This is a genomic window from Rhodobium orientis (genome assembly GCF_003258835.1).
Lineage (GTDB): Bacteria > Pseudomonadota > Alphaproteobacteria > Rhizobiales > Rhodobiaceae > Rhodobium > Rhodobium orientis.
The window spans coordinates 45,850-68,363 of record NZ_NPEV01000026.1 but is presented as its reverse complement, the minus strand read 5'-3'; the positions used below and the strand labels follow the sequence as shown (position 1 = coordinate 68,363).

Annotated in this window: 20 protein-coding genes; 3 read left to right on the top strand and 17 right to left on the bottom strand. The window is 66.6% G+C overall.

Annotation, left to right across the window (positions count from 1 at the left end; all coding sequences use genetic code 11):
• Positions 1-49 precede the first annotated feature (49 nt).
• Complete coding sequence (gene ccrA, locus CH339_RS12985) at positions 50-1,342, bottom strand: crotonyl-CoA carboxylase/reductase (RefSeq protein ID WP_111434782.1); 1,293 nt, start codon at positions 1,340-1,342, stop codon at positions 50-52.
• Positions 1,343-1,643: 301 nt separating this feature from the next.
• Between ccrA and CH339_RS12980 the strand changes: the two genes are divergently transcribed.
• Both CH339_RS12980 and CH339_RS12975 read left to right on the top strand, forming a co-directional pair.
• Complete coding sequence (locus CH339_RS12980) at positions 1,644-1,952, top strand: hypothetical protein (protein WP_111434781.1); 309 nt, start codon at positions 1,644-1,646, stop codon at positions 1,950-1,952.
• A 137-nt stretch (positions 1,953-2,089) separates the two neighbouring features.
• Entirely contained in the window at positions 2,090-4,075 is a 1,986-nt protein-coding gene (locus CH339_RS12975) for a protein meaA (RefSeq protein WP_111434790.1), read from the top strand.
• A 21-nt stretch (positions 4,076-4,096) separates the two neighbouring features.
• Here the strand turns inward: CH339_RS12975 and CH339_RS12970 are convergent, their stop codons facing one another.
• From CH339_RS12970 to phnG, 16 genes are all read right to left on the bottom strand, one after another.
• Positions 4,097-6,127, bottom strand: coding sequence for a putative bifunctional diguanylate cyclase/phosphodiesterase (locus CH339_RS12970; RefSeq protein ID WP_111434780.1), 2,031 nt, complete (start codon positions 6,125-6,127; stop codon positions 4,097-4,099).
• 184 nt (positions 6,128-6,311) lie between these two features.
• Complete coding sequence (locus CH339_RS12965; RefSeq protein WP_170138516.1) at positions 6,312-9,581, bottom strand: AsmA family protein; 3,270 nt, start codon at positions 9,579-9,581, stop codon at positions 6,312-6,314.
• A 187-nt stretch (positions 9,582-9,768) separates the two neighbouring features.
• Entirely contained in the window at positions 9,769-10,425 is a 657-nt protein-coding gene (gene phnN / locus CH339_RS12960) for a phosphonate metabolism protein/1,5-bisphosphokinase (PRPP-forming) PhnN (protein WP_170138515.1), read from the bottom strand.
• Positions 10,412-10,975 (bottom strand): phosphonate degradation HD-domain oxygenase, encoded by a 564-nt coding sequence (locus tag CH339_RS12955; protein ID WP_111434777.1) that lies wholly within the window; start codon positions 10,973-10,975, stop codon positions 10,412-10,414. Before CH339_RS12955 ends, phnN begins: the two co-directional genes overlap by 14 nt.
• Positions 10,972-12,117 (bottom strand): alpha-D-ribose 1-methylphosphonate 5-triphosphate diphosphatase, encoded by a 1,146-nt coding sequence (locus tag CH339_RS12950; RefSeq protein WP_111434776.1) that lies wholly within the window; start codon positions 12,115-12,117, stop codon positions 10,972-10,974. The genes CH339_RS12955 and CH339_RS12950 overlap by 4 nt, the downstream gene beginning before the upstream one ends.
• A gap of 40 nt (positions 12,118-12,157) precedes the next feature.
• The gene (locus CH339_RS12945) at positions 12,158-12,865 is read right to left on the bottom strand and encodes a DUF1045 domain-containing protein (RefSeq protein WP_111434775.1); all 708 of its coding nucleotides are present in this window, start codon (positions 12,863-12,865) and stop codon (positions 12,158-12,160) included.
• A 53-nt stretch (positions 12,866-12,918) separates the two neighbouring features.
• On the bottom strand, positions 12,919-13,749 hold the full coding sequence (gene phnE, locus CH339_RS12940; RefSeq protein WP_111434774.1) for a phosphonate ABC transporter, permease protein PhnE: 831 nt from the start codon (positions 13,747-13,749) through the stop codon (positions 12,919-12,921).
• Between the two features lie 109 nt (positions 13,750-13,858).
• Positions 13,859-14,857, bottom strand: a complete 999-nt coding sequence (gene phnD / locus CH339_RS12935; RefSeq protein WP_111434789.1) for a phosphonate ABC transporter substrate-binding protein — start codon at positions 14,855-14,857, stop codon at positions 13,859-13,861.
• A gap of 43 nt (positions 14,858-14,900) precedes the next feature.
• Entirely contained in the window at positions 14,901-15,746 is an 846-nt protein-coding gene (phnC, locus tag CH339_RS12930; protein ID WP_111434773.1) for a phosphonate ABC transporter ATP-binding protein, read from the bottom strand.
• Between the two features lie 137 nt (positions 15,747-15,883).
• On the bottom strand, positions 15,884-16,516 hold the full coding sequence (locus CH339_RS12925) for an LbetaH domain-containing protein (RefSeq protein ID WP_111434772.1): 633 nt from the start codon (positions 16,514-16,516) through the stop codon (positions 15,884-15,886).
• Positions 16,513-17,217, bottom strand: coding sequence for a phosphonate C-P lyase system protein PhnL (gene phnL / locus CH339_RS12920; RefSeq protein ID WP_111434771.1), 705 nt, complete (start codon positions 17,215-17,217; stop codon positions 16,513-16,515). The genes CH339_RS12925 and phnL overlap by 4 nt, the downstream gene beginning before the upstream one ends.
• 3 nt (positions 17,218-17,220) lie before the next feature.
• Positions 17,221-18,015 carry a phosphonate C-P lyase system protein PhnK gene (phnK, locus tag CH339_RS12915; RefSeq protein WP_111434770.1) on the bottom strand — a complete coding sequence of 265 codons (795 nt, stop codon included), beginning with the start codon at positions 18,013-18,015 and terminating at the stop codon, positions 17,221-17,223.
• Positions 18,012-18,923 carry an alpha-D-ribose 1-methylphosphonate 5-phosphate C-P-lyase PhnJ gene (locus CH339_RS12910; RefSeq protein WP_111434769.1) on the bottom strand — a complete coding sequence of 304 codons (912 nt, stop codon included), beginning with the start codon at positions 18,921-18,923 and terminating at the stop codon, positions 18,012-18,014. Before CH339_RS12910 ends, phnK begins: the two co-directional genes overlap by 4 nt.
• Complete coding sequence (locus CH339_RS12905; RefSeq protein ID WP_111434768.1) at positions 18,920-20,038, bottom strand: carbon-phosphorus lyase complex subunit; 1,119 nt, start codon at positions 20,036-20,038, stop codon at positions 18,920-18,922. Before CH339_RS12905 ends, CH339_RS12910 begins: the two co-directional genes overlap by 4 nt.
• A 4-nt stretch (positions 20,039-20,042) precedes the next feature.
• Positions 20,043-20,645, bottom strand: a complete 603-nt coding sequence (gene phnH / locus CH339_RS12900) for a phosphonate C-P lyase system protein PhnH (protein WP_111434767.1) — start codon at positions 20,643-20,645, stop codon at positions 20,043-20,045.
• A complete protein-coding gene (gene phnG, locus CH339_RS12895) occupies positions 20,645-21,112 on the bottom strand; it encodes a phosphonate C-P lyase system protein PhnG (protein WP_111434766.1) in 468 nt (155 codons plus the stop codon). Before phnG ends, phnH begins: the two co-directional genes overlap by 1 nt.
• Before the next feature lie 447 nt (positions 21,113-21,559).
• Here phnG and phnF point away from each other — a divergent pair, with 447 nt between their 5' ends.
• Positions 21,560-22,297 (top strand): phosphonate metabolism transcriptional regulator PhnF, encoded by a 738-nt coding sequence (phnF, locus tag CH339_RS12890; protein ID WP_245408148.1) that lies wholly within the window; start codon positions 21,560-21,562, stop codon positions 22,295-22,297.
• Positions 22,298-22,514: the final 217 nt, after the last annotated feature.

The window sequence follows — 22,514 nt, the reverse complement described above, 5'->3', positions numbered from 1 at the left end:
GCCGGGCGCCGCGCCTGCCGCAACGCCCGGTATTATCTTCCTGTTGCCGCTATTCGCAGGCTTCCAGCACGTCCTCGTAGGTGCGCAGGCCCGTCTTCGGCGCATTGACCAACACGGCCATGTTGCCAGGCGCGTGCTCGTTCTTCCACATCTTGGTGTGGGCCTTGGGGATCTGTTCCCAGGGGAAGACCTCGGACATGTAGGGATCGAGCCGGCGCTCGATCATCAGCTTGTTGGCCGCGGCGGCCTGCTTCAGATGGGCGAAGTGGGAGCCCTGCAGGCGCTTCTGGTGCATCCACATGTAACGCACGTCGAAGGTGCAGTTGAAACCGGAGGTGCCGGCGCAGATCACCACCATGCCGCCCTTCTTGCACACGAAGGTGGAGACCGGGAAGGTGGCCTCGCCGGGGTGCTCGAAGACGATGTCGACGTTGTTGCCCTTGCCGGTGATGTCCCAGATCGCCTTGCCGAACTTGCGCACTTCCTTGAACCATTCGGCGTATTCCGGCGAATTGACCGTCGGCAACTGGCCCCAGCAGGAAAAATCCTTGCGGTTGATCACGCCCTTGGCGCCGAGCTGCATGACGAAGTCGCGCTTGTCCTCGTCGGAGATGACGCCGACGGCGTTGCCGCCGGCGGTGTTGATGAGCTGGATGGCGTAGGAGCCGAGGCCGCCCGAGGCGCCCCAGACGAGGACGTTCTGGCCGGGCTTGAGCTCGTGCGGGTGGTGGCCGAACAGCATCCGGTAGGCGGTGGCGAGCGTCAGCGTGTAGCAGGCGGACTCTTCCCAGGTCAGGTGCTGCGGGCGCGGCATGAGCTGCTGGGCCTGGACCCGGGTGAACTGGGAGAAGGATCCGTCCGGCGTCTCGTAGCCCCAGATGCGCTGGCTCGGCGAGAACATCGGGTCGCCGCCATTGCACTCCTCGTCGTCGCCATTGTCCTGGTTGCAGTGGATGACGACCTCGTCGCCGACCTTCCAGCGGGTGACCTTGTCGCCGACGGCCCAGACGATGCCCGAGGCATCGGAGCCGGCGATGTGGAAGGGCGCCTTGTGGCCGTCGAACGGCGAGACCGGAACGCCGAGCCCGGCCCAGATGCCGTTGTAGTTGACACCGGCCGCCATCACCAGGACCAGCACGTCGTGGCTGTCGATCTCCCAGGTCGGCACGACCTCAAGCTGCATGGCCTCTTCGGGCGGGCCGTGGCGTTCGCGCCGGATCACCCAGCCATACATGTTCTTCGGCACATGTCCGAGCGGCGGAATCTCGCCAAGTTCGTAAAGGTCTTTCTTTTCTCGCCTGGTCGCCGCCTCGGGAATATTGGTCTCCGCAATGGAGGGCATGGGTCGTCTCCCCTGGTTGTTCTTGTTGCCGGCCCGGGTTGTGCAACGCAGCATATCGCGTGGCCGGCGCGTTTCAAGCGCTCTTCTTTGCAACCGCGCGTCGCAGCCGTCGGGGAAGCCTTCCGGAGTGCCGGTCGCGAGGCCGGTTGCCGCCATGATTCCCGCCGCGTCACGGCTTTTCAATGTGACTATTCTCCAATGGGCGGCTTTGCCGCCGGCCGCCCGCTTTGGCACTTTCTTAAAGTCTTGCTGCAAGGATCGTCCTCTGACCGATCTCCCGCGTTGAAGGCGCAGCCGCCCCGTGCTCGACAGCTTTTCCTCCGGCGACTTCATCACGCTGATGATCCTCCTGTTCGTCGCGTCCGTGGCGATCGGCTGGATCACTGACAGCATTCTCGGCAGCCTCGGTTTCGGCATGATCGGCAATGCGGTGCTGTCGTTTGCGGGCGCCTCGGCGGCGATCTTCCTGCTCGACAAGGCGATCGTGCGGCACTGGCTGCCGATCCGGATCCAAGCCGACTCCATCCCGCTGTGGATCGGTGCGGCGAGCGCCGGCGCGCTGGCGATGATCCTGTTGCCGCTGCTGCTGCGCCGCGTCATCAGGTCCTGACCGCCGCGCCGCGGAAGCTCCGGTTCTCTCCGACAAATTGTCAAATGACGTGCTGCACTGCACGCTCTATCCCTTTATGATCGGTGGTTGACGGGCCTTTGACCTGAAAACACCAAAGAACAAAACGGGTGGACGCGATGAGTGAGGCAACCGGCGGGCGTGACCGGCCCTGGATTTTCAGGACCTATGCAGGCCATTCAACGGCCGAGGATTCCAACCGGCTCTACCGGAGCAACCTGGCCAAGGGCCAGACGGGCTTGTCCATCGCCTTCGACCTGCCGACGCAGACCGGCTACGACCCGGACCATGCGCTGGCCAGGGGCGAGGTCGGCAAGGTCGGCGTGCCGGTCGCCCATCTCGGCGACATGCGCACCCTGTTCCAGGACATCCCGCTGGAGCGCATGAACACCTCCATGACGATCAATGCGACGGCGCCGTGGCTGCTGGCGCTCTATGCGGCGGTCGCCGACGAGCAGGGCGCCGACCGGAGCCTCCTTGCCGGCACCACCCAGAACGACATCGTCAAGGAGTATCTGTCGCGCGGCACCTATGTGTTCCCGCCGCAGCCCTCCATGCGGGTGACGACCGACGTGATCGCCTGGACCTATCGGGAAATGCCGAAATGGAACCCGATGAATGTCTGCTCGTACCACCTGCAGGAGGCGGGCGCGACGCCGGTGCAGGAACTCGCCTTCGCGCTGTCGACGGCGATCGCGGTACTGGACACGGTGAAGGCGACCGGCGCCATTCCGGAAGAGGACTTTCCGAAGGCGGTCGGGCGCATCTCGTTCTTCGTCAATGCCGGCATGCGGTTCATCACCGAGATGTGCAAGATGCGGGCGTTCGTCGATCTGTGGGACGAGATCTGCCGCGAGCGCTACGGGATTACGGACGAGAAATACCGGCGCTTCCGCTACGGCGTCCAGGTCAACTCGCTCGGCCTCACCGAGCAGCAGCCGGAAAACAACGTCTACCGCATCCTGGTGGAAATGCTCGCCGTGGTGCTGTCGAAGAAGGCGCGGGCGCGGGCCGTGCAGCTTCCGGCCTGGAACGAGGCGCTCGGCCTGCCGCGGCCCTGGGACCAGCAATGGTCGCTGCGCATGCAGCAGATCATGGCCTATGAGACCGACCTCCTGGAATATGCCGATATCTTCGACGGCAGCCGCGAGATCGAGGCCAAGGTCGAGGCGCTGAAGGAGGAGGCCCGGGCCGAGCTGGAGCGCATCGACCAGATGGGCGGCGCGGTCGCGGCCATCGAGACCAGCTACATGAAGCGCCAGCTCGTGGAATCGAACACCGCGCGGCTCGCCGCCATCGAGGCCGGGGACTCCATCGTCGTCGGCGTCAACAAATGGACGGAGACCGAACCGTCGCCGCTGACCACGGGCGAGGGATCCGTGCTGACCGTTGCCGAAGCGGTCGAGCGCGATGCCGTGGCGCGGCTGGAATCCTGGCGCCGGGAGCGCGACACCGATGAGGTGGTCGCGGCGCTTGCAGAGCTTGCGTCTGCCGCGCGGGAAGGCCGCAACGTCATGGAGGCGTCCATCGCCTGCGCCAAGGTCGGGGTCACGACCGGCGAATGGGGCGAGACCCTGCGCGAGGTGTTCGGCGAATACCGGGCGCCGACCGGCGTCGGCCAGGGCGCGCGCAGCGACGGAACCAATCTCAAGGACGTGCGCAAGGCGGTCGACGACGTCTCGACCAAGCTCGGCCGGCGGCTGAAATTTCTCGTCGGCAAGCCGGGCCTCGACGGCCATTCCAACGGCGCGGAGCAGATCGCCGTCCGGGCCCGCGACTGCGGCATGGAGGTGGTCTATGAGGGTATCCGGCTGACGCCTGCGGAGATCGTCAACGCGGCGCTGGAGGAAAGCGTCCACGTCGTCGGCCTGTCGATCCTCTCCGGCTCGCATCTCGCCCTGGTGCGCGACGTCATGGAACGGATGCGCAAGAACGGCCTCGACGACGTGCCGGTGGTGGTCGGCGGCATCATTCCGCCGGAGGACGCCGCCGCGTTGCGGGCGATGGGGGTCGCCAACGTCTATACGCCGAAGGACTTCCAGCTCACCGACATCATGGCCGACGTGGTGCGCATCGTCGACGGGGAGGCCGAACGGGCGGCGTGAGGGTTCGGGCCGCGCGCCTTCTTACGCGGACTGCCGCTTCAGTTCCGGATTGGCGGCCTCGATCGCCTCGTGGGCGTCGAAGCGGTCGAGGAACGGCAGCACGTCCTCGGCCGGCATCGGCCTTGAGAAATAGTAGCCCTGGACCTTGTTGCAGCCGAGCTGGCGCAGCACCCGGAGCTGGTCGGCCGTTTCCACGCCTTCGGCGATGGCCTTCAGGCCCATGTCGTTGCACAGCATCAGCAGCGACTTGACGATCTTGAAGCTGCTGCCGGAACTCTCGATCTCGGCCACGAAGCTGCGGTCGACCTTGATCTTGTTGAACGGCAGGCGGTGGATGTAGCTGAGGCTGGAATAGCCGGTGCCGAAATCGTCCAGCGCAACATTGGCGCCGAGATTGCGCAACATGTTGAGGGCGGTCTTGGCCTGCTCGAAGTCCTGCACGATCGCCGTCTCGGTGATCTCGAAATCGATCCGTTCCGGGTTCGCGCCGCTTTCGTTGACGACGCCGAGAAGGCGGATAATGCTTTCGGAATTGGCGATGTCGTGGGCCGACAGGTTGACCGAGACGTAGACGTCGTCGGGCCAGTCCTTCAGGGCCTTCAGTGATTTGCGCAAAAGGATCCGGGAAATGGCGGTGATCTGGCCGGTGCGTTCGGCCAGCGGGATGAAGCTCATCGGGCTGATCTCGCCGAGCTGCGGATTGGCCCAGCGGCCGAGCGCCTCGAAGCCGACGATGCGGCGACTGCGCAATTCCACGATCGGCTGGAAGACCGTGTACATCTCGTCTTCCAGGTCGCACGACACCAGGGCCCGCTCGATGGCGTGCTTGCGGGTCAGGGCCTGTTCCTGGGCGCCGGAAAAGACGACGACGCCCGAACCCTTGTGCCGCTTGGCCTCGTAAAGGGCGTAGTCGGCGCGCTCGTAGAGCAGTTGCGGGTCGGTCGCGGCCAGCGGATAGATGGCGCAGCCGACCGAGGCGGAGATGCTGGTGTAGCCGGTGGGCAGGGAGATCGGCCGGGCGACGGCCTCGCAGATCCGGTCGCCGAACGCGACAATGGCTTCCACCTTGCGCGTATTGCGCATGATGAAGCCGAATTCGTCGCCGCCGAGACGGAAGATTTCGACGCCGTCGCGACTGAATTCCCTCAGCCGCGTGCCGACCTCGACCAGCACGTGGTCGCCGACCGCATGGCCGTGCAGGTCATTGATCGGCTTGAAGCTGTCGAGGTCGAGGATGCCGATGGCGAAGCGCTCGCCGCCGCAGGTCTCGACGATCTGGTCGAAGCGCTCGAAGAAGCTGCGCCGGTTGCCAAGGTCGGTCAGACTGTCGAGCCGGGCAAGGCTGAGATTGCGATTGGAGAGCCGCTGCACCGCCGCGGTCCGCTTTTCCAGCTCGCGCTGCTGCAGCAACAGCGCCTGGCGCGACACGGTGAGCTGGGCAAAGTCGTTGTAGTTGCTCTGCAGCACGGACAGCATGGCGACGGAGACGATGGCGATGTTGATCGCCGTGGCGATGAAGGTCGGCTCGCCGGTCAGCACCATGAAGACGAGAAGCGGCACGTTGACGACGAGGGCAACGGACAGCGCGGCCGACCTCAGGTGCATCAGCGAGAAAATGCAGGCGATGACGGTGATCGCCACGAAGAAGGTGACCTGGCCCTGGTGGTAGGCGTCGCCATAGCCGTGCAGCACCAAGGCCCAGGCGGTGAAGAGGCCGGCCAGCGGAACCGTCAGGAGATTGGTCCTGCGCAGCGCCTGCAGCGCCTGGTCGGGCGTCACCTCCGCCTTTCGCATCGACAACCAGGCAAAGACCCTGGTCATCACGGCACCGCTGAGGAGAACGGGAACGACGATGGTCAGGAAGGGCGGGGCGATGTTGAGATGGGTCGCCGCGACCACGGCCGTGTTGGCGATGAGGACGATGTAGAACAGTGGAATATGCCGCGACAGCGACCGATACTGCGCAACGGTCAGGTCGGGATTGTTCCGGGGGACGCAGAAGTAATGGTTAAAGACTTCTTTTGCCCTGCTGAAAACGGCTTCGAAGGCCATCGCCAAGCGCTCATCATCCGCAATGCATTACAAGATCGGATATAAGTTATGCGGCGGCTCTTTATTTTTCGTGAATGTTCCATTTCTTGGAAAGGTAGAAATCGACCGGAGGCAGGAATCGGCCGGCGACGGACCCACCTTGCCGTAGCCGGATTTGCTGGAATCCGAGGTCTTCCAGGGCACCCTAATTGAACCTGTCGAAGACGTCCTCGATGGTGCGCGGCTTGTCGTCGTCGCCTTTGCGCTTGCCCTTGCCCTTGCCGCGGTTGTTGCCGGAATTTTTCTTTTGCTGCCTGGCCTTGCGGTTCTTGTTTCCGGCCTTGCGGTTTTTGGCTTTGCCGTTCCGGGCGTTGTCCTGGCCGCCGCCGAGGCCGAGGGCGTCCAGCGCCTTGTTGACGGCCTTGCCCTTCTCGCCGCCGCCGACGCGGTCGGAGATGGCGTCGCGGCCGCCGCCCTTGCCATCGCCGCCGATCAGCGCATCGACGGCACCCGCCGCACCGCCACCGTCGAACAGCCCGCCGCCGAGGCCCTTCAGCTTCTCATAGGCGCCTTTCGGATCGTCCAGGATGCCGGAGATGTCCGGGTAGATGCGCGGATTGTTCCACGGGCCCTTGATGATGATCGGCACGCCGAGGCCGGCAAGCCGCTCCTTGTCGCCGCCGTCGGCCTTGTTGTTCTTGTCCTTCTTGCCTTTCTGGCGGGCCTTCTGGCCCTCAAGGCTGGCGACGATCTTGGCATCGACCTTCCAGTCGAGGGTTTTCTTCGGCATGTCGACGGTGCCGCCGCCGCCGGCGCGGACCAGCGGACCGGCAAGGCGGAAACCGGAGCTCTTGGCGATGCCGTTGTTGATGTCGAAATCGGCCCTCAGCACGCTGAACGCCGTCTTGTTGCCGCCGCCCTGCTCCCAGCCGAGCAACGTGTCGACGGAGAGCGCCTTCACCGTCTTGGCGACGTCGAAGCCCCGGATGGCGCCGTCGCGGAAGTCGAAATCCGCCTTGCCGTCAAGCGCCTTGACGAAATCGCGCTGGCTGGCGCCGCTGGTCTTCAGATCGATGTAGAGATTGGCGGTGCCCTCGATGCGGTCGAAATCGGCGGCGTCGTTAAGGAACGGGCGGGCCGCCATGTCCTGCAGCCTGAACGAGGCCTCGACGCCGGCGGTCCGGCCCGAGCCGTCGAGCAGCAGGCGGCCCTCGCCCGTGCCGCGGTAGAGCCGCATGCGGGTCAGCTTGGCCTCGAGCCGGCCGGCATCGAGCACGACGTCGATCTTGGTGCCGTTGATGCGCAGCTTGTCCCACTCGATCGCCTTGGCGCTGAGGTCGAGGTCGGCATCGGCGGCCTTCAGGCCGGACAGGTCGATGGGCTCGTCGCTCCAGCCGCCGCCGCGCCGGTTGTCGCCACCGCCGCCTCCCTTGCCACCGCCGGCGAGATAGGGGTCGAGCTTCAACGTGGCGAGCGCCAGTTTTGCCGTCAGTTTCGGCCGGGCGCCGCCAAGGGTGAGCTTTCCGGAACCGTTACCGGTGGTGCCGTCGAGGGCGATCTTTGCCTTGTCGAAGCTGACGGTGTCGCCGCCATAGCCGAGCCGGCCGGCGAAGCTGAACGCCTTGAGGCCCTTGCCCGGCGGCAGCGGGTTGCCGAGCCAGCCGGCGAGATCGCGCAGGTTCGCCGTTTCGATGCTGATTGTGCCGTCGGCCTTGCCGGAGGTCGACGCCTTGCCGTTGAAGCCGAGGGCGAGGCGGTTCGAGGCGACATCGAAGCGAATGGTGCTCGGCGCGCCGGAGGCGAGGGCGGCGGGATCGGCGGTGGCGCCGAGCCGGAACCGGTCGCCGCGCCAGGAGAGGGCACCGGCGGCCGTGACGGGTTTTCCGAGCCCGGCAATGGCGACGTCGATGTCCGCGTTCTCGATCCGGTTGGCGCTCTTGTCGCCGCCGAAGGCCTTGGCGAGACCGAGGCCACCGACGGCGCCGTTGCGGAGCGCTGCGGTGCCGGAAAGCTGCAGGCCGGCCGTCAGCGCCGGCACCGTGTTGCCGCTGGCGGCGAAGGTGAGGTCGGTCTCAAGCGTGCCGCCGACGGGGTCGCTGCGGCCGGCAAGCTGCAGGAGATCGGGCAGCGAGAGCCCGGTCGATCTCAGCGTGCCGGAAAAGGCCGGCGCCTTGCCGCTGCCGTCGGCGGCAAGGGTGAGGGCCGCCGTGCCGCCGAGGAGGCGGGTTTGGGCGATGTCGAGGTCGAGCTTGCCATTCGCCAGTTTCACGCTTCCGGCGATGTCGGCGACGGTGACGTCGCCGCCGGAGAGCGATCCGATCCTGAGCGTCAGGTCCGCATCGGCCTGACCCAGCGGTGCCAGGTCGATCGCGCCCGTGTCGCCCTTTCCTCCCGCGCCTTTCTTGTCGTTCCCGCCGCCACCACTTGCCTTGAACCGGTCAAGGTCGATGCGGTCGAGGGCGAGGGCGCCGGAAATTTTTGGGCGTGGTCCGTCGAGCGCAGCATCGACCGACCCGGTGAGCGTCGTCTCGTCGAGCCGGGCGGTGAAATCGGAGAGGCTGGCGGCATCGGGACCGTAGGCGACGGCGGTGGCGAGCGTGAATTCGCCGAGCGCCGGCATGTCGGGAACGGGCATCTTGAACGCGGCCAGAGTGCCGGCGAGGTCGTCGGCTTCCGCCTCGATGCGGCCCTTGAACGTCGGCGCGGGTTCCAGCGCCAGGCTGCCGTCGACCGCCAGATTGGCGTCGGCCGCGGCGAGGGTTCCTGTCACGCTGCTCGCGCGGCCCTCGGCGAGCGCCTTGGGGTCGCCGGCGGAAAGATCCAGCTCGACCGGAATGCCGTTCCAGGTGAGCGAGCCTTCCAGGGTTGCCGCGTCGTTGACGGAGGGCATGCTGGCGGTGACGTTGAGTTCGGCGAGGGTCTGCTTCACGCCGGTGCGGCGGTCGTGCCAGACGGCGAGGCCGTCGCGGATCTCGATGGCGCCGAAGCGCAGGCGGTCGAGGGAAAAGCCGCCGTCTCCACCAATGTCTTCGCCGGTGTCGTCCGGTGCCGATTCCGCCGGGGCGGCGCCGGCAATCGTCTCCAATGCCCGGCGCGGCGCCCAGCTCTGGCGGCCCGCGGGATCGACTTCCAGGAAGACGTTCGGCTGGACGAGGGTGATGCCGGTGACGTCGACGACGCCGGAGAGCAGCGAGAACAGCGACAGGCCGAAGCGGATCTCGCGCACGGTGAGGAATTCGATGCCGTCGGCACCGGCAGCGCCCGACAGGCCGACATCGGTCGCCTCCAGTTTCAGGAAGGGCAGGGCCGAAACGGAGATGTCGCCGTCGATCCTGAGCCGCCAGCCGGTCGCCGATTCGATCTGGCCGATGATCTGGTCCTTCACCGTTGCCTTCGGCACCGCCATCGGTACCGCAACGGCAATGACGACGAGGACGGCGAACACCACCCCCAGACCGATCAGCCACTTGCGCAAGATTGCCTCCCTTGTCGAATCAGGCCCGAGTGTAGCGGGTTCGCCGGCATGGGGAATCCTCGCCGGTTCCAATCAGGGGCCATAGCGTCTTTTTGAGGCAGAACGGGGCCGCCGGCTGCGCGGGGCAGCCGGTCGAGCAGGTCTGTTCCGGGAAAGGCTTATCGGGAGGGACGATGCCGCGCCGGGGTCAGAGCGGCATCGTTTCGACTTCGAGGTGCAGCCGCTCGATCAGGTTGATCAGCTTGGCGGAACTCTTGGCCGGGCTTGCGACGTTGTCGATCATCAGCATGCGCGGCGCCGGCGGCAGGGTGTAGTCGGCGCGGTCGAGGCGGCTGGCGATCTCTTCCGGCGTCTCGCGGCCGCGGGCCTTCAGCCGTTCCGCCAGCACCTCGCGCGGCGCCGTCACGACGACGACCACGGCGCGGGCATAGTTGCGGATGACGTCGGAAACGGCCATGCGCGAAATGTTGGCAACGACGATGGCGCCGCTCGTGATCGCCGCATCGACGTCGCTCGGCACAATGTAGCCGAGCCCGTGGGCACGCCAGGTGAGGGCCGCGTCCTTGTCTTCCACGATCCGGTTGTAGTCGGCCTCGGTGATCGAGATGTGATCCTCGTTCACGTCCTCCGGCGGCCGGGTCACCATGCGGCGCGGGAACACGATCCCGTCACGGCCGGAAAACCAGTCGCGGGCGCGGTAGATCAGCGTGTCCTTGCCCGAGCCGGACGGGCCGACGACCGCCACGAAGGCGCCGGGCCCGAGCGGCGGGTCGTAGTGCTTGAGGGCACCAAAGTGGGCCGGCGTCGCGCCGGCCGTGCCGAAATCTTCTTCATCCGTGCGCATCTTCATGCTCTTCCCGTAGCGCCGAGGTGACCATGCCGCGAAATGCAGCTAGCGCCGGCGTCGTCATCTTCGGATCTTTGCCGGTGTCGTCCCAGTGGCGCAGTTTCACCGCAGCCTGCCAATGCGGGTTGCGGCGGAAATCAGAAATTTCCTCCGTGCCGAGCGGACCTCCCTGGACACTCAATGATGTGGCCGACGCCGGTGATAGCGAATCAAGGTATGCCGGGTCCACCGAACAAAGATAGCGCTTGGCGGTAACATGTAAACGTATGGGTTCAGTCACATCTTCGGGAAACCAGTCCGCAAGGTGTCGCGCGGCAATCTCTTCGTGCTGCAGATCCGTGCCGCGTTCCGCGGCGTCCTCGTCGTCGGTGAGGATGTGGCCGTAGTCGTGGAGGAGCGCCGCCGTGACGAGCGTCGCCGGCGCGCCGGCCATATGCGCCAGCACCGCGCATTGCAGGGCGTGCTGGAGTTGCGTCACGGCCTCGCCGCCATAGATGGCCGCGCCGCGGGCTTCCAGGTTGGCGAAGATCTCCTCAACGACGCTCATGCCACGCGCTTTCCCTTCAGCCAGACGCCCTTGACCACCGGCACCTGGCCGGGCTTTGCGCGGACCCGGACGAGGTCGGCGCGAAGGCCCGGGCGGATGGCGCCGCGGTCGGTAAGACCGGCCGCGGCCGCCGGGGTCTCCGTCACCGTGCGGATCGCCGTTGGCAGGTCGATGGCCGCGACTCGCTCCGGCAGCATGAAGGCGGCGAACAGCAGGCTGAACGGCACATAGTCGGAGGAGAGAATGTCGAGGACGCCGAGGCCGGCGAGTTCGGCCGCCGAGACATTGCCGGAGTGGGAGCCGCCGCGCACCAGGTTCGGCGCGCCCATCAGCACCCGGAGCCCGGCGCCGTGGGAGGCCTTTGCCGCTTCCACGGTGGTCGGGAACTCCGCAATCGCCACGTCGTCGGCGATCGCCTCGTCGACATGGGCGGGCGTTGCGTCGTCGTGGGAGGCAATGACGATGTTGGACTCGTGGCAGAGGCGGACGATCGCGGCCCGGTTCGGCGCGGCGCAGGCGGCGTGCTGGCGCCGCCGCTCGGCGATGAACTCTTCCAGCTCGGCCTCGGTCATGCCGGACTTGCCGAGATAGTACTCCCGGAACTTGTCGAGGTGGACGAACTGCCGCTGGCCGGGCGTGTGGTCCATGATCGAGACGAGGTTGGCGACGCCTTCGGTGATGAACGGCCGGGCCGCATCGACGACGTCGACGGCGGAGATCTCGCAGCGCAAATGGATGAAGTGGTCGGCCCGGAGCCGGTCCTCGCGGCCGGCGCTGGCAATGGCGTCGGTCAGGGTGCGGGTCTCGTGGCCGAGGTCCTTTGAGTCGGCATCGGCGCCGGCGCGCACCGCATCGAAGACGGTGGTGATGCCGCAGCCGGCGATCTGGGCGTCGTGGGCCTGGACGGCGGCGACCGGGTCCCAGCGCACGCCGGGGCGCGGCGCGTAGTGGCCTTCCAGGTGGTCGGTGTGCAGTTCCACGAGGCCCGGGATCAGGTAGTCGCCGGACAGATCCTCGCCGGGGGCATTGGTGGTCGTCTCGACCGCTGCGATCTCGCCGCCCTGGACGACGAGGGCGCCGTCGACGACGGCGTCGGGCAAAACGATGCGGGCGTTCTTCAGAACGAGGTCGGCTTCAAGCATTTTTTTATTCCGGATCAGGGTGGCAGGACCGCCGGTGCGATCAGGCGTCGACGTCGGTCGAGGCCTGAAGCGGGCTGAGGCGCTCCGCCAGGAAGGGCGTTGCGGGCGCACTCTCGATGCAGAGCGCGACCGTAGAAAGCGAAATGGGCTTCTCGATGACCGGGGCGAAAAAGCTCCGCGCCGCAGCGGCGAGGGTCTCCGCCTCGACCGCATCGTCGAGCTTGCCGGTGAGGGTCATGTGGAATCGGAATTCCTCGAAAACGTAAGGGTAGCCCCACCTTTGAAGCAAGTCGCGCTGGCGCCCGGTGAGGGCGTCCGGCCGGCGGCGGGCGATTTCCTCCTCGCTCGGCGGGGCGCGCAGGTCGTCGAAGGCCTCGACGGCGGCGGCGGCCAGGTGCTCCAGCTCCTGTGACGGCGCCGCCGGGACGAGGGCGAGGAAGCCGCCGATGCGGGCGACGACGAGGCCGCTGAGCGCGACCGGTGCGTGGGTCTTGGCGAAGGCCTCAAAGCGGGCGGCAAGCTCCGCCGGCTCGGCGCCGTCCTTCAGGCGGAAGGGCGGCTTCAGGGTGGCGTGGAAGCCGTAGCGGCGCGGGTCGCGGGTGACGATCTCCAGGCGCTCCGGGTCGATGTCGCCGGCCAGCGCCTGCTGCATGGTGTGGCCGGTGAAGAGATCGCGGCCGAGCCAGCGCGCGCCGAGGCCGGCCAGAAGCTCGTCCCGGTCCGGCGTGTAGTAGATCGCGTATCGCATGGCCGCTCCAATTCTCTCGCGCCGATCCCGGTCGGGTGCGCGAATCAGCGGGCTCAGATGACGAGCCTGCGCAATTGCTGCGACAGTATATCGACGATCGAGACGGTGACGATGACGATGATGATGATCGCCGCCGTTTCCGCGTAATAGAAGCCGCGGATGGATTCGAACAGCACCTGGCCGATGCCGCCGGCGCCGACGATGCCGAGCACGGTGGCGGAGCGCACATTGGTCTCGAAGCGGTAGAGCGAATAGGAGATCCACAGCGGCAGCACCTGGGGCACGACGCCGAAGACGATCTCCTGCAGCTTGGTGGCGCCGGTGGCGCGGATGCCTTCGACCGGGCGCGGGTCGATCGATTCCACCGCCTCGGAGAACAGCTTGGCGATGATGCCCATGTTGTGGACGAAGAGCGCCATGACGCCGGCAAACGGCCCGAGGCCGACGGCGACGACGAAGAGGACGGCGAAGACCAGCTCGTTGATGGCGCGGGCGGCGTCCATCAACCGGCGCACCGGCTGGACGATCCAGAACGGCGCGATGTTGCTCGACGACAGGATGGCGAAGGGAATGCCGAAGACGACGGCGAGCACCGTACCCCAGACCGCGATCTGCACGGTCAGGATCATCTCGCTGACATAGAGTTCCCATTCGTGGAAGTTGGGGTTGAGGAAGCCCTTGGCGTACTGGCCCATATTGGCCGCGTCGGTGACCAGGTTGACGGCGCGGAAGACTTCGGCCGGATAGAAGCTCCAGGCGAGTGCGCCGAGGACCAGCACCCACATGCCCCAGCGATAGAGCCGGCGGGAGAGGTCTTCCTTGGGAAGGGTGATCGCGTCGAGCGGCGCGCCGGGCCGGCCCGGGCGCATACTGGTGTCGGTCATGGGGAGTACCGTCGGCAAGGGGGTGTCCGTGGCAGGTGGAGGTGTGCGGACCGGAAACGGGAACGGCGCCGGGACGGGCCCGGCGCCGCAGGATCCTTGGGGGTGACCCTTACATCTGCGGCACTTCGGCCATCAGGTCTTCCCACTTCTTCTTCTCGGCGGCGAGCTCGGTGAGCTTGGCCTTCTTCTCGTCGGCCGACAGCTTGTCGTCGTTCTCGATCTTGGCCATGTCCTTGGAGACGGCGAGGACGCGGATCGGGTAGAGCTGGGCGTCGGAGGACGGCTTGAACGGCGCCCATTCCAGGCCGGCGAGCACCTTGCGGGCGGCGGCGACCTCTTCCGGGGTGCCGATGCGGCCGTAGCTCATGATGAACTTGTAGACCTTGTCCTTGGCCGTCTCGTCGAGGTCCTTGCGCCAGACCAGCGGATCGGACGGGATCAGCGGCGACTTCCAGAGCACCTTGATGTTGGCGCGGGCTTCCGGATTGGTGGTCTCCAGACGACGCAGGTTTTCCGTGTTGTTGGTGGCGGCGTCGACCTGCTGGTTGGCAACGGCCAGAGCGTTGGTCTCATGGTTGGCGTTGCGCACGGTCTTGAAGCACTTCTTCGGGTCGATGCCGTTCTTGGCAAAGATGAAGGTGGTCGGGACCAGGAAGCCGGAGGTGGAGTTCGGATCGCCGATGCCGAAGTTCAGCGAGCCGTCGCACTTCAGGATGTCTTCCAGCTTGTTGAACGGGGCGTCCTTGTGGACGAGGATCAGCGACCAATAGCCCGGATTGCCATCGCCATCGACGGTCTGGGCGAAGACCTCGCCGCCGGAGCGGTCGACGGCTTCCATGGCCGACTTGTTGCCGAACCAGGCAACGTCGACCTTGTCGAAGCGCATGCCCTCGATGACGCCGGCATAGTCGGAGGCGAAGAACGGCTTCACCTTCATGCCGACGGCGTCTTCCATGGCCTCCAGGAAGGGCACCCAGGTGGACTTCAGGTTCTGGGTCGATTCCGTGGAGATGATGCCGAAGTTGAGTTCCTTGGTCTCGGCGGCGGCCGAGCCGATCAGGGTCGCCGATACGGCGAGCGCCGCAATTCCCTTGACGACAGCGTTCATGAGAAGCCTCCTGTTGGGGTTGATGTCCGTCATTCCGTGACGGTTACGCACCGGCAAATGCCGGGACCAGGGACACCGATTCCTCATCGTCTTCGTCCGTGGTCGTAACCGGAGCGTCGGGGAGCACGAGTTCCTCGCTGGCCTCGCCATAGATCTCGCGCAGAAAGTCGTTGGTGAGCGCCGTGGAGGCACCGTCGAAGGCGACTTCGCCGTCCCTCAGGGCCACCGTGCGCTGGCAGAAATGGCGCGCATATTCGACCTGGTGCAGGGAGACGATGACGGTCATGCCGTCGGCCCGGTTGATGGAGGAAAGGGTCTGCATGACGCGCTTGGCCGAGGCCGGATCGAGCGAGGCGATCGGCTCGTCGGCAAGCATGACGCTGGCGCCCTGAACGAGGCCGCGGGCGATGGCGGCGCGCTGCTGCTGGCCGCCGGACAGGGTCGAGGCGCGCTGCAGGGCGGTCTCCGGGATGCCGACCCGGTGCAGGGCGCGCATGGCGGTGAGCTTTTCCGACCGGGTGAAGAGGCCGAGCGTGCCGCGCCAGGACGGCATGTTGCCGAGGAGGCCGACCAGCACGTTGCTCATCACCGAGAGCCGGTCGACGAGGTTGAACTGCTGGAAGATGACGCCGACCTCGCGGCGGATCGCCTTGGCGTTGCGGGTGAGCTTGCCGCTATTCTGGACGAGGTGCTCGCCGACGGTGATGGCGCCGCTCTCGCCGTCGCCGCGCTCAAGGCCCGCGATGTGGCGGATGAGGGTCGACTTGCCGGAGCCGGAGGCGCCGATCAGCGCCACCATCTCGCCGCTGGAAATTTCAAGGGAAACGTTCTTGAGGGCCGGTTTGCGGCGAAAGGTCTTGGACAGGTTTTCGACCGAAATGGCAGTCACGAAGGGCCCCTCACAAATCTTGTTCGGGGATTGCCTAGCGAAACTCGATGACACGCCAATTGAGGTTTTGTGACGTTTCGGCGACAGCACGCGGTCGCCGGAAATTACCGAATGAAATCAACCCGTCCTCGGGTTAATTAGCTGTCATATTTTTCAAGGAATTCCTCAATCGACAGGTGCCGAAAATCATCGAGCGCGTCGCCGAGCCGGTCGTGGTCCCAGTTCCACCAGGCAAGCGCCATCAGCCGCTCTGCAATGGCCGGCGGAAACCGTTCGCCGATCGGTTTGGCCGGCACTCCGCCGACGATGGCGTAGGGCGGAACATCCCTGGTGACGACGGCGCCGGAGCCGATGACCGCGCCGTCGCCGACCGTCACCTTGGAAAGCACCGTGGCGCCATGGCCGATCCAGACGTCGTTGCCGACGGTGACGGCGCGGCTGCGGCGCCAGTCGTAGATTTCGGCATCGACGTCCTTGTCGGGCCAATATTCGTTGGACCGGTAGGTGAAGTGGTGCTGGGCGGCGCGCCAGGTCGGGTGGTTCGGCGCGTTGAGGCGGACGAAGGAGGCGATGGAGCAGAACTTGCCGATGTCCGCATAAAGGACGTCGCCGCTCTCCATGATGTAGCTGTAGTCGCCGAAGCTGGAATGGACGATGCGGGTGCGGGCGCCGATCTCGGTGTAGCGGCCGATGTCCGCGTCGATGATTTCCGCGTCCGGAGCGATCAGCGGGGCGAGCGACAGGCGGGTCGGTGCGACGTGCTCGTTCATGCGGCTTTCTCCGCGGCAAAGGCTTCCATGTCGATCACTCGGTCGGCGATGCGCTCCCGCACGTCGGCGTCGTGGAGGATGCCGAGGAGGGCAGCGCCCGACGCCTTTTTTTCCTTCACCAGGTCGACGACCACGGCGCGGTTGGCGGCGTCGAGCGAGGCGGTGGGTTCGTCGAGAAGCAGGATCGGGAAGTCGGCGATGAAGCCGCGGGCGATGTTCACCCGCTGCTGCTCGCCGCCGGAAAAGGTCGCCGGCGGCAGGCCCCAGAGTTTCTCCGGAACGTTGAGGCGGGCAAGCATGTCTTCGGCCCTTGAGACCGCGTCGTCCCGCTCCACGCCGCGCTCGATCAGCGGCTCGGCGACGATGTCGCGGGCCGAGACACGCGGGATGGCGCGCAGGAACTGGCTCACATAGCCGATGGTTTCTTTCCTGAGGGCCAGGATCTCGCGCGGGCTGGCCGTTGCCACGTTGACGATCCGGTCGCCGTCGGTGATCAGGATCTGGCCCTCCTCGCAGCGATAGTTGCCGTAGATCATCTTCAGGACCGAGCTCTTGCCGATGCCGGAGCGCCCGCCCAGCACCACGCATTCGCCGGCGGCAACGGCAAGCTCGACCTCGGCGACGACCGGCAGCACCGCGCCGCCCTGGAGATGCATGACGAAGTTCTTGGAAACGCCGTTGAGGCAGAGGCGGGTCGGCATGGGTCAGACCTGCAGGATCGAGGAGACGAGGAGCTGGGTGTAGGGCGCGCGCGGATCGTCGAGCACCTGGTCGGTGAGGCCGGTCTCGATGACGTTGCCGCCGCGCATGACGATCATCCGGTGGGAGAGCAGCCTGGCGACGGCAAGGTCGTGGGTGACGACGACGGCCGACAGCCCGAACTCGCCGACGAGCTGGCGCAACAGATCGAGGAGCCGCGCCTGGACCGACACATCGAGGCCGCCCGTCGGCTCGTCCATGAAGATAAGGCGCGGGCCGGTGACGAGGTTGCGGGCGATCTGCAGGCGCTGGCGCATGCCGCCGGAAAAGCCGCGCGGGTCGTCGTCGATGCGGCCGGTGTCGATCTCCACCTTGTCGAGCCAGCTTTCCGCCTCACCGCGAATGGCGCCGTAGTTGCGGGCGCCGACGGCCATCAGCCGCTCGCCGACATTGGCGCCGGCCGAGACGGTCATGCGCAAGCCATCGGCCGGGTTCTGGTGGACGAAGCCCCAGTCGGTGCGCATCAAAAGGCGCCGTTCGGCCTCGTTGAGCTGAAAAAGGTCGCGCATGGCACCGTCGCGCATGCGGTATTCGACGACGCCGGACGTCGGCACCAGCCGGGTGGAGAGACAATTCAGCAGCGTCGTCTTGCCGGAGCCGGATTCGCCGACGACCGCGAGCACCTCGCCAGGCCAGAGCTCGAAGGACACATCGGTGCAGCCGATGCGGGTGCCGTAGTAGCGGGTGACGCCGGAGGCGCGCAGGAGCGGCGCGCCATCATCGAAGACCGGGAGATTCATGGCCGCTCTCCTTGCGACGCGTCTTCGGTCTTCGTCGGATCGCCGGAAAGCCTGCCGCGGTGGCCGGCGGCGCGGCGCTCCTCGCAATGGTTGGTGTCGGAACAGACGAACATCCGCCCGCCACGATCGTCGAGCACGACCTCGTCGAGGAAGACGCCCTCGGCGGCGCAGAGCGCGCAGGGCTCCTCGAATGTCTGGACGGCGAACGGATGGTCCTCGAAGTCGAGGCTGGTCACCTGTGTGAAGGGCGGGACTGCATAGATGCGCTTTTCGCGGCCGGCGCCGAAGAGCTGCAGGGCCGGCGAATTGTCCATCTTCGGATTGTCGAATTTCGGCGTCGGCGAGGGGTCCATGACGTAGCGGCCGGAGACCTTCACCGGATAGGCGTAGGTGGTGGCGATGTGGCCATGCCGTGCGATGTCCTCGTAGAGCTTGACGTGCATCAGGCCGTATTCCTGCAGCGCATGCATCTTGCGGGTTTCGGCCTCGCGCGGCTCCAGGTAGCGCATCGGCTCGGGAATCGGCACCTGGTAGACCAGCACCTGGGTCTCAGAGAGCGGCGTTTCCGGGATGCGGTGGCGGGTCTGGATGACACTCGCCTCCTCCGTCGCCGTGGTCGTTGCGACGCCCGCGGTCTTTTCGAAAAAGCCGCGGATGGCGACGGCGTTGGTGGTGTCGTCGGAGCCCTGGTCGATGACCTTCAGGACGTCGTCCGGGCCGAGGATCGAGGCGGTGACCTGCACGCCGCCTGTGCCCCAGCCATAGGGCATCGGCATCTCACGGCTGGCGAACGGCACCTGGTAGCCGGGAATGGCGATGGCCTTCAGGATCGCCCGGCGGATCATCCGCTTGGTCTGCTCGTCGAGATAGGCGAAGTTGTAGGACCAGGTTTCAGAAGTGGCAGTCATTCGGCGGCCTCCTCTGCCCGGGTCTCGTCGGCGTCGTTCGCCGCCTTTTCGGCGCGCTCGGCGATCTCCCGGCGCATGCGGCGGATCAGTTCCAGTTCGGCCTGGAAGTCCACATAGTGGGGCAGCTTCAGATGTTCGGTGAAGCCGGTCGCCTGGACGTTGTCGGAATGGGAAAGGACGAATTCCTGGTCCTGGGCTGGGGCCGTCAGTTCCTCGCCGAACTCCTCGAAGCGCAGCGCCCGGTCGACCAGGGCCATCGCCATCGACTTGCGCTCCGAATGGCCGAAGGTGAGGCCGTAACCGCGGGAGAACTGGGGCGGCACCTTGGCCGAGCCGGTGAACTGGGTGATCATCTGGCATTCGGTGACGGTGAGGCGGCCGAGCGTGACCGCAAAGCCCAGCTCTTCCACGAAAAGCTCGACCTCGACCTCGCCCATGCGGATCTCGCCGGCAAAGGGGTGGGTGCGGGCGTAGCCGCGCTGGGTGGAATAGCCGAGGGCCAAGAGGAATCCCTCGTCGCCGCGGGCAAGCGCCTGCAGGCGGACGTCGCGGCCGGCCGGAAAGTCGATGGGCTCGCGGGTCAGGTCGCCGACGTTGCCGTCGCCATCCTCGTCGACCTCCAAGAGCCCTTCGGCATTGAGGAGGTCGGTGACGCGCGGGGCGGCACCGCCGCGCGGCGCGGACCGGACGGGCTCGGGTGTCTCGCCTTCCGCTGCGAGCGCGAAATCGATCAGCCGGTGGGTGTAGTCGAAGGTGGGGCCGAGGAGCTGACCGCCCGGCAGGTCCTTGAAGGTCGCCGAGATGCGCCGGCGGATGTGCATCTCGCCGGTATCGAGCGGCTCGGAATGGCCGAAGCGGGGCAGGGTGGTGCGGAACGCGCGGACTAGGAAGATCGCCTCGATGAGGTCACCGCGCGCCTGCTTGATGGCGAGCGCCGCCAGTTCCTTGTCGTAGAGCGAGCCCTCGGCCATCACCCGGTCGACCGCAAGCGCGAGCTGCTCGACGATCTGCTCCACCGTCATCGCCGGCACCGAACGCGCGCCGCGCCGCTTGTCGGCTAGCAGGCGATGGGCGTTGGCGATGGCCTTTTCGCCGCCCTTGACCGCGACATACATGGGCTCAGTCTCCTTCGACGATGCGGGTGGAGCGGGGCAGCGCGGCGATCTTTCCGGGCGCGGCGAGCAGGAAATCGACGCCGCGCGGAAAAAGATCGGCGTTGCGCCGCGCCTCAAGCCAGAAGGTCTCGGCGAGCGGCGCCGGCAGGAGCCGCGCGGTGCCGTCGATGCCGGGGCCTTCCAGTGTCGGGCCAGCGCTCGGGTCGAGGGTTTCCACCTGCAGGATCAGGGTCGTCGAGCGGTCCGGATAGTCGAGGGTGCCTTGCGCGAATGCCCCGAGCGGTGGCAGGCGCATCGGGTCGGCGATGGCGGCAAAGGTTGCCTCGCCGGGATCCTCCGTCAGCACCGTTCCGGTGTGGAAGCGCAGCCAGTCGGCGACGGCGGGCGTCTTCGTCAGCGTCTCACCGAGCCAGAGCGTCGTTTCGAAATCGGCAAGGGTGAGGAGCACGGCAGCGGCCACGGGCGAGAGCGGGGCGGGCGGCGCGAGTGCCGTCTGAAGCTCGTGGACCCGGCCCGGATGGGCCATGGCGTCCATCACCGTGCGGAACGCTTTCTGGGCGTCGAACACCGGATCGGCAAAGCCCGGCGCGATTGCGGCAACAGCCATCAGTCCTCTCCTCGCACCATGGTGAAGAAATCGACGCGGGTCGCCTCGGTCTCCGCGGCGTTTTTTTCGTCGTTTTCGGCAAGCGTTTCGGCGATGGGCTCAAGGATATCGGCCTCGACCTTGTCGCGGGTTTCGGCGCGCTGCCAGAGGGCATCGCAGAGGGCCGCGAGTCGCGCCTTTTCCTTGTCGCGGCCCATGATGTAGGCGGTGCCGACCGTATCGGGCGAGAGCGTCACGGCGCAGCGGGTGACGGCAACCTCGCCGAGATTGAACGGCGCGCCGCCGCCGCCGGTGCGGCCGCGGACCATGACGAGGCCGATCTCCGGCGCGCGCAAAAGCTGCCAGTCGGGTAGCTCGCCGATCCCGGCAAGGCCGGCTTCCAGCACGCCGCGGTCGGCGGCGGCGAAGAGGCCCATGGCGCGCTTTCGCGCCGCCGTTTCCGGATCGAGGGTCTGGTGTTCGCTCATCTCGCTGACCGCTCCCTTTGGGTCGTCTTAGTCCCTCGGTCGCATTGCCTGCCGACCCTGCGACCGGAGGAACGCTGGGCAGGGCCTGCATGACGCCCGGTGCCGCATCTGCCGAGGCCGCCTTGATGCCTTGCGCCCCGGTGCAGGCTGCAATTGCCTTTGTCGCGGCGGATCGCGCCGCCGATCCCCATTCGCCGCCTGTCTTGGCCTCTTCGAGCCTGCGACTCGTCCCCCGACGTCCGCCCGTTCCTTCTTCCCTAACCCGATCCGATCATTTTTGTCTAGTTGTATAGACAAATAATCTGCGATTCCTTATAACGCGGGTGCAATGACAGGCGCATGACACTGGCGGAGCCGACGTTTGGCGGGCGCCGTTTCCCGTGCGGCGCCGGAGCAGGCATGGGAAACAGTCGGCTGCAGCGATGCCGCCGATGTGGGGAGAAAAATGTGAGCGAGACGCTTGGCCAGATGGACCGCGGCGCCGGGGTGGCGCTGTGGCGGCAGATCGCGGAGCGCCTGCGCGCCGACATCGCGGCCGGTGTCTATCCGCACAATGCGCGGCTGCCGAGCGAGGCCGAGCTCGCCGGCCGGTTCAAGGTCAACCGGCACACGGTGCGCCGGGCGATCGGCGCGCTTGCGGAGGAAAACATCCTCAGGGCCGACCGCGGCCGGGGCACCTTCGTCGCGTCCCGGCCCATCGACTATCCGATCGGCCGGCGGACGCGGTTCTCCGAGATCGTCTCGCGCCAGAAGCGCCAGCCCGGCGGGCGGCTCGTCGCCTCAAGCGAGGAGGGCGCTGACATCCTCGTTGCCGAAAAGCTCGGTATTGCGCCCGGATCCCGGGTCATCCGGCTGGAGACGCTGAGCGCCGTCGACGGCGTGCCGCTGACCCGGGCGACGAGCTGGTTTCCGGCCGAACGGTTCCCCGGCCTCGTCGCCGCCTATGCGGAAACCGGCTCGATCACCAAGGCACTGGAGCGCCACGGCATTGCCGACTACACGCGCCTGGAGACACGGATCTCGGCGCGCGTCGCCGGTGCGGACGACGCGGAACACCTGTCGCTGCCGCCGGGCGCCGTCGTCCTCGTCTCGGAGGCCGTCAACATCGATGCGGAGGGAAACCCGATCCAATTCGCCCGCGCCCGCTTCGCCGGCGACAGGGTGCAGATCGTGGTGGAGAGTTGAGGGTGGCAGCAGGGCCTTTCTCCTGCGGCATCCTCGACGGTGGTGAGTAGGGTCGACCATAACCCGCCATGCCGGGCGAGGCGAAGTGCAGACCTGGTTTCTAATGCCAGTCTTCAGGCGGTATTCTGGTCGTTTGGGGTGCGCCGTTTCTGGATTGCTTCGCTGCGCTCGCAATGACGGTTTTCTATGATTGTCAATGCCTTCGGACCGTCGGGAA

What these genes read in the sequence shown, in the direction of transcription:
- CH339_RS12950 (WP_111434776.1), bottom strand. Translation starts at nt 12,117, where the DNA reads ATGCTTGAAGCCGACCTCGTTCTGAAGAACGCCCGCATCGTTTTGCCC.
- phnE (WP_111434774.1), bottom strand. Translation starts at nt 13,749, where the DNA reads ATGACCGACACCAGTATGCGCCCGGGCCGGCCCGGCGCGCCGCTCGAC.
- CH339_RS12975 (WP_111434790.1), top strand. Translation starts at nt 2,090, where the DNA reads ATGAGTGAGGCAACCGGCGGGCGTGACCGGCCCTGGATTTTCAGGACC.
- ccrA (WP_111434782.1), bottom strand. Translation starts at nt 1,342, where the DNA reads ATGCCCTCCATTGCGGAGACCAATATTCCCGAGGCGGCGACCAGGCGA.
- CH339_RS12910 (WP_111434769.1), bottom strand. Translation starts at nt 18,923, where the DNA reads ATGACTGCCACTTCTGAAACCTGGTCCTACAACTTCGCCTATCTCGAC.
- phnL (WP_111434771.1), bottom strand. Translation starts at nt 17,217, where the DNA reads ATGCCGACCCGCCTCTGCCTCAACGGCGTTTCCAAGAACTTCGTCATG.
- phnD (WP_111434789.1), bottom strand. Translation starts at nt 14,857, where the DNA reads ATGAACGCTGTCGTCAAGGGAATTGCGGCGCTCGCCGTATCGGCGACC.
- phnN (WP_170138515.1), bottom strand. Translation starts at nt 10,425, where the DNA reads ATGCGCACGGATGAAGAAGATTTCGGCACGGCCGGCGCGACGCCGGCC.
- CH339_RS12945 (WP_111434775.1), bottom strand. Translation starts at nt 12,865, where the DNA reads ATGCGATACGCGATCTACTACACGCCGGACCGGGACGAGCTTCTGGCC.
- phnH (WP_111434767.1), bottom strand. Translation starts at nt 20,645, where the DNA reads ATGGCTGTTGCCGCAATCGCGCCGGGCTTTGCCGATCCGGTGTTCGAC.
- CH339_RS12970 (WP_111434780.1), bottom strand. Translation starts at nt 6,127, where the DNA reads ATGGCCTTCGAAGCCGTTTTCAGCAGGGCAAAAGAAGTCTTTAACCAT.
- CH339_RS12905 (WP_111434768.1), bottom strand. Translation starts at nt 20,038, where the DNA reads ATGTATGTCGCGGTCAAGGGCGGCGAAAAGGCCATCGCCAACGCCCAT.
- CH339_RS12925 (WP_111434772.1), bottom strand. Translation starts at nt 16,516, where the DNA reads ATGAACGAGCACGTCGCACCGACCCGCCTGTCGCTCGCCCCGCTGATC.
- phnK (WP_111434770.1), bottom strand. Translation starts at nt 18,015, where the DNA reads ATGAATCTCCCGGTCTTCGATGATGGCGCGCCGCTCCTGCGCGCCTCC.
- phnG (WP_111434766.1), bottom strand. Translation starts at nt 21,112, where the DNA reads ATGAGCGAACACCAGACCCTCGATCCGGAAACGGCGGCGCGAAAGCGC.
- CH339_RS12955 (WP_111434777.1), bottom strand. Translation starts at nt 10,975, where the DNA reads ATGAGCGTCGTTGAGGAGATCTTCGCCAACCTGGAAGCCCGCGGCGCG.